The sequence below is a fragment of the Flavobacterium sp. genome (assembly GCF_044348915.1).
Lineage (GTDB): Bacteria > Bacteroidota > Bacteroidia > Flavobacteriales > Flavobacteriaceae > Flavobacterium.
Window position 1 is genome coordinate 1 of sequence record NZ_JBIKRX010000119.1, and the last position, 6577, is coordinate 6577.

Genomic DNA, 6577 nt, shown 5'->3' on the forward strand with positions numbered 1-6577 from the left:
AGATACAATAGAAGGTCAAATATGGGGACAATCTTCGATGTGTTAATGAAAAAGATGGTGAAATTTGAATAAATATCAATAAAATCAATAGATAACAAGGGTGCTCTAAGCGCCTATACCTATATATATTAATCATTATTATTTATTGAAAGTCACTTTACCAGTTTCTATATCATACAAAGCACCAATAATTTGAACTTTTTTGGCATCATAGAATTCTTTCAAAATAGGTTCAGATGTTTTCAATGCAGTAACACCATGTTTGATATTGGCATTTATTGCTTTATCTAGATTTAATTCGTGGTGACTTGCGAGATATTTTTCCTCTTTTTCGTTTTCGATGTATTCGATTATTTTTTTGATGTGATCAAAATGTTCATAATGCCCATCAGAATTGATGAAAGCTTTTATAGCTCCACAATCTTTGTGTCCTAAAACAACTATCAACTTGCAATTGAGGTGTTCAATTGCATATTCAATACTTCCCAATTCGAAATCACCCATAATATTTCCAGCAGTACGAATTGAAAAAATATCGCCAAGACCTTGATCAAAAACAAGTTCGGCGGGAACTCTCGAGTCAGAGCAGCTTACTACTATTGCAAAAGGGTGTTGTCCTTTTTTCAGTTCACGCAATCTTTCGAGGGTTTCGTCGGGATGCACAGGTTTTCCCGCTGAAAATCGCTTGTTTCCTGCTTCTAGTTTTTGTAGTGGAGTTAAATTAGATTCATTTATTTCATCAGTGTGGTTACAGGCAAAAAACACACCAATGAATGCCAAGTAGAGTAGCCCTTTTTTCATGATACTATTTGTGAAAGACAACAGCTTAAAGGTTACCAACTCAAATCACAGGTAATCGTCCATTGCCTAATTTACAACAAAATTAAGCAGTCTATATCGCTTAAAAACTGACATATATCATATTTCCAACATTGTTTGAGTCAATTGACAATTGAAGCAACTTTCAAACGTAATAGTTTATATTTTTTTGAAATAAAACGAATAATTTAGAGGAATTTTAAATAAAGAAACCAGCTGCAGTAGTGATTTCAACAGCTGGTTTTAGCTTAGATTAAAAATTTTACAATATTCTTGTAAGGTTTGATTTTACTTGTTTGAAGCAAGGATAGGGTAGGATGATCTCAAGAATAATATGGTTTTACCAATTATTGATTGTGGGCGCAGCTAATAAAAAGCAGCTATTTAAGCTTAAATGTTTTTTAAAGCGTGTAAGATAAGATTATTAATATCGATGTATTCCAACGCTCTTTCGTCGGTGGCTTCCAAGACGACTTTTGGCGCACAACCTGCCTCAAAAGCTTCTTTCCACCTCAAGGCACACAAGCACCATTTATCGCCGGGCTGTAGTCCTGGAAAAAGATACTCTGGTCGTGGCGTACTCAAGTCATTGCCTTGGCGTCTTGAAAACTCCAGAAACTCTGCGGTAACGATAGCACAAACTACGTGCTTACCATTATCCTCTTGGTTTGTTCTACAAAAACCGTCCCTGTAAAATCCAGTTTTAGGATTGGTGCAACAGGATTCTAATGGTTCTCCAAAAATGTTTTTCATTGTTAGTTCTTTTTTTAGGATGGGATATTTATCCAAATTTATGTTTTTTAATAATATCTTTTGTAAGTACGGATAATCGATCGCTAGTGCGAGCGTCTCGCTCGTACCCGAAAAAAATGATTTTCGTTTTTCAATCTTAACTTTTTCGCATTCGGAAGATTGCGTGTGTATATAGCAAATCCGCACAATTGATTTTTTGATTTTGTTTAATTTATTAATGGTTTTTCATTTTTTTTGGTCAATGTAACATTTGTTACTGAACAGAAAAACTGGTCAATATATATTTGCCCCATAATCAAGAACAATTATTATGAGGAAAATCCATTTTATACTAATCATCGGCAGCCTTTCGATGTCGGCTATGGGCTTTGGGCAAGATACTTTGACCATTTCCAAAAAAGAGATTGGACAAAAAGCCAACGACAAAAACCTGCAACTTCAGATTGCGAATCAGGCTTTCAAATCGGCACAAGCCGATTACCGACAATCTAATGCTTTGTTTTTACCTAGCATTACAGCTTCACACACTGCGATTTCAACCACAAATCCCTTGATGGCTTTTGGGTCAAAATTGAATCAGGAAGTGTTAACGGCTTCGGATTTTAATCCTGCCTTATTAAATGATCCTGCCGCAACTCAAAATTACGCTACCAAAATTGAAGTTTTGCAACCCCTTATCAACGTGGATGGTTTGTATGGCAGACAGGCCGCCAAATCCAAAATGGAAGCCTATCAATTGCAAACCGAACGTACGGGAGAATACCTGGCTTTGGAAGTCAACAAATCCTTTATGCAATTGCAATTGGCATACAAAGCTGTAAAAGTTTTAGAAAAAGCAAATGCGACGGCTGATGCCAATTTGAAACTAATTACCAATTATTTCAACCAAGGAATCCTTCAAAAAACGGATGTTTTGTCAGTGCAAGTTCGTGTGAACGAAATCAAAAATCAATTGCAATACGCCAAAAGTAATGTGCAAAACGCTTCTGATTATTTGGCTTTTCTTTTGAATGAAGACAATACGAATAAAGTATATAAACCCTTGGAAGAGTTAGGTGATACGATCGTTATTTCAAGTAGCAATACAACACTTTCTGGCAACAGAAAAGACATTTTGGCAATGGACAAATCATCCGAAGCTTATTCCAAAATGTATCAATCGAGCAAGATGAATTTCCTGCCCACCTTGAATGCTTTTGGAAGCTACGAATTGTATGATGATACGCTTTTTGGAACCAATGCACAAGGTTATTTGGTAGGAGCTCAATTGTCTTGGAAAGTTTTCGACGGATATAAATCCATTGGAAAAATGGAAAAAGCCAAAGCCGAATATCAAAAGGCAGAAGTGGAAAACCAACAATACAAATCGCAAAGCCAACTGGAACTCAACAAAACGAATCGCCAGCTGAAAGACGCTGAAAACAAGGTGAATTTGGAAAAATTAGCTTTTGAACAATCGCAAGAAGCGTACAGAATTCGAAGTAATCGTTTCACTCAAGGTTTAGAAAAAACGACCGATTTATTGCAGGCAGAAACTCAAATGTTTCAGAAAGAATTACAGTTGCTGCAAGCGGTTTTCGAATATGATTTTACACAGGAGTATTTACAATTTTTGACCAAGTAAAGTGTCAATTTCAATGACAATAGCAATGGCAATAACAATTTCAATAATTAAAAAATATACAATGAAAAAAAACTTATTTAAATCAATCTTAATCGCTTCACTTTTTGTCATACTACTTTCTTCTTGTGGAGGAGACAAAAAAGAAACAATCACCAAGGAAGCAGCCATAGCTGTGAAAGTAAGCGGTGTTTCTGAAAATACCGAAGGCGGATTTATAACCGCCAGCGGAAAAATTGAAGCCGAAAATTCTGCCAATTTAAGCACCCGAATGATGGGTTACGTAACCAAAATCCACGTGAAAGTGGGACAAAAAGTAGGAGCGGGGCAATTGTTGGTCAGCATCAACAACACCGATTTGCTAGCCAAAAAAGCGCAAGTGGATGCCAGTATTTTGCAAGCCACTGCGGGTTACAACAACGCCAAGAAAGATTACGACCGTTTCGTGAATTTGTTCAAACAACAATCGGCTTCCCAAAAAGAATTGGACGATATGACGGCTCGTTACGAAATGGCGAAAGCTGGATTAGAAGGTGCGAAACAAATGCGAAATGAAGTGATTTCACAGTTTTCCTATTCGAATATCACGGCTCCATTTTCGGGAACTGTGACCAATACTTTCGTTAAAGAAGGAGATATGGCGAATCCTGGAATGCCTTTGGTTAGTATAGAAGGAGCAACGAGATTGCAAGTAACCGCAATGGTTTCGGAAAACAATATTGCAAGTATCAAAAAAGGTATGGCCGTAAAAGTTTTGGTAAAATCATCCAACAAAACGCTCAAGGGAAAAGTAAGCGAAGTGAGTGGTTCAGCAACGAATACAGGAGGACAATATTTGGTAAAAATCAATTTAGATAAAACGGATTCGTCTGTATTGTCTGGAATGTTTGTCAACGTGCAGTTTCCAGTTTCCAATACGATTCAAACTACCAAAACAGAAATGGTTTTAGTACCAGAAACCGCTTTGGTAAAACAAGGTCAATTGACGGGGATTTATACTATAGGAACAGGAAATGTGGCCATTTTGAGATGGTTGCGAACAGGAAAAACTTTTGGCAATCAAGTGGAAGTGTTGTCGGGTTTGTCGGCTAACGAGCAATATATTGTTTCGGCTGAAGGGAGGCTGTATAACGGAGCTTTGGTTAGTTTTTAGTGTTCAGTTGATAGTGTTCAGTTGCTATAAAATGTAAATCGCTGCGTCTCTTCGAGTGATTTTGAATAGTAAAGCGACAGCTATACTATTCAAAATTGTATCGAGAAGCATACAATGCAAAGGGTTCTCGATACATTTTATTTAAAAAAAGCTGTCGCATTTTTTAAATAAAACACTCGAACTGACGAGTATAATCCAGTAAAAAAAGTTGTCAGTTGCTAGTGTGCAGTGATAAGTTAAACAACTTTAAACTTTAAACCAAAAACAATAAACTACAAACAATAAACAATATAAAAATGCAAGAAGGTATTTCAGGTAAAATAGCCGATTTTTTCATCAATTCGAAATTGACCATTTTGTTGATGGTGGCTTTGATGATTATTGGCGTATATAGTTCTTTTCTTATTCCTAGAGAAGAAGAACCACAGATCAATGTTCCGATGGCCGACGTAATGGTGGGTTATCCAGGAGCAAGTCCAACAGAAGTGGAAAGCCGTGTGGCCAAACCATTGGAAAAAATTATTTCGAACATCAAAGGCGTGGAGCACGTGCACACGATGGCGATGAACGGTCAAGCGATGTTGATTGTCCAGTTTTATGTGGGGCAAGACGTGGAGCGTTCCTATGTGAAATTGTATGACGAATTGGCGAAACACGAAGATATGTTTCCGAAAGGCGTTTACAAACCAATGGTGAAAACCCGTTCGATTGACGATGTGCCTATGTTGGGATTGACGCTTTGGAGCGAAACCCAAGACGATTTCCAATTGCGTCAAATTGCCGAGGAAGTAACTTCGGAGATCGAGAAAGTGAAAGATGTGGCGATTACCAAAGAAATTGGTGGCAGCAACCGAGAACTGAAAGTGATTTTAGACAAAGATAAAATGGCCGAAAACGGTGTGGATGCTTTGGGCATTATGCAAATGATTCAGGCCAACAACGGCAGTTCGCAATCGGGTAGTTTTGTGCAAAATGACCAAGAATATTTGGTGACCACTGGACAATTTTTATCGAATGCTGAAGATGTTGAGAACTTGGTTGTTGGTGTAAACAAGAATATGCCAGTCTATTTAAAACAAGTGGCAAAAGTACAAGACGGCTCTTCAACAGCCAGAAGTTATGTGTCTTTTGGCTATGGCAAAGCCAATGAAAAATTCAAAACTGCCAAATCAGAATATCCAGCCGTTACGATTTCTATTGGAAAAGTAAAAGGGGCGGATGCGATGAAAATTTCGGATAAAATTATTGATAAAGTTGAACTTTTAAAGAAAAATTTAATTCCCGCTGACGTTCACGTAGAAGTGACTCGAAATTATGGCGAAACGGCTTCGCACAAAGTAGGCGAGTTGTTGCTGCACTTGGGAATTGCAATTATTGCGGTTACGATTTTGGTGATTTTGGCAATGGGTTGGAGAGGCGGATTGGTTGTGTTTTTCTCGGTTCCGTTGACGTTTGCCTTGACCTTGTTTGCGTATTATTTATTGGGTTATACTCTAAATCGAATTACTCTTTTTGCCCTAGTATTCGTAGTGGGAATCGTCGTCGATGATAGTATCATAATTGCCGAAAATATGCACCGTCATTTCAAGATGAAGCGACTGCCGTTCAAGCAAGCGGCGATTTATGCTATCAATGAAGTAGGAAATCCAACGATTTTGGCCACTTTTACGGTTATTGCGGCTATTCTGCCAATGGCGTTCGTGTCAGGAATGATGGGGCCTTATATGAGTCCGATGCCGATTGGTGCTTCGATTGCGATGTTATTATCCTTATTTGTGGCTTTGACCGTGACGCCTTATTTGGGGTATCATTTATTGCAAGAAAAAGAAGAGCAAGAGCACAAACACGAAGAGGGAATGGAAACCAGTTTTATTTATAAAATCTACAACAAACTGGAACGACCTTTATTGGAAAGTAGTTCGAAAAGAAGAATCCTTTTGGCAGTGACCGTGGTGTTGTTGTTTGGTTCGGTTTTGATGTTTTTTACTAAATCGGTGGTGGTGAAAATGCTTCCGTTTGACAACAAGAACGAATTCCAAGTCGTGATTGATATGCCGGAAGGAACCACCTTGGAACGTACTACAGCCGTGACCAAAGAAATTGAGCAATATCTTTCGACCAAACCCGAAGTGGTGAATTATCAGAATTATATTGGCACTTCAGCTCCAATTACTTTCAACGGTTTGGTGCGTCATTACGATATGCGTGGTGGTAGCAATATGGCGGATATT

The 6577-nt window shown here is 38.0% G+C and carries 5 protein-coding genes; 3 read left to right on the plus strand and 2 right to left on the minus strand.

The window, feature by feature from the left end; all coding sequences use genetic code 11:
- Window positions 1-138 precede the first annotated feature (138 nt).
- Window positions 139-801, minus strand: coding sequence for a carbonic anhydrase (locus tag ACIQ1E_RS13330; protein ID WP_396171804.1), 663 nt, complete (start codon window positions 799-801; stop codon window positions 139-141).
- Between the two features lie 408 nt (window positions 802-1209).
- Entirely contained in the window at window positions 1210-1572 is a 363-nt protein-coding gene (locus ACIQ1E_RS13335) for a DUF2237 family protein (RefSeq protein WP_396171805.1), read from the minus strand.
- Window positions 1573-1882: 310 nt separating this feature from the next.
- Between ACIQ1E_RS13335 and ACIQ1E_RS13340 the strand changes: the two genes are divergently transcribed.
- The 3 genes from ACIQ1E_RS13340 to ACIQ1E_RS13350 all read left to right on the plus strand — a co-directional run.
- Window positions 1883-3196, plus strand: a complete 1314-nt coding sequence (locus ACIQ1E_RS13340; RefSeq protein WP_396171806.1) for a TolC family protein — start codon at window positions 1883-1885, stop codon at window positions 3194-3196.
- A gap of 61 nt (window positions 3197-3257) precedes the next feature.
- On the plus strand, window positions 3258-4346 hold the full coding sequence (locus ACIQ1E_RS13345) for an efflux RND transporter periplasmic adaptor subunit (protein ID WP_396171807.1): 1089 nt from the start codon (window positions 3258-3260) through the stop codon (window positions 4344-4346).
- A gap of 296 nt (window positions 4347-4642) precedes the next feature.
- Window positions 4643-6577: efflux RND transporter permease subunit (locus ACIQ1E_RS13350; protein WP_396171808.1), on the plus strand; the 1935-nt coding region annotated here is incomplete at its 3' end.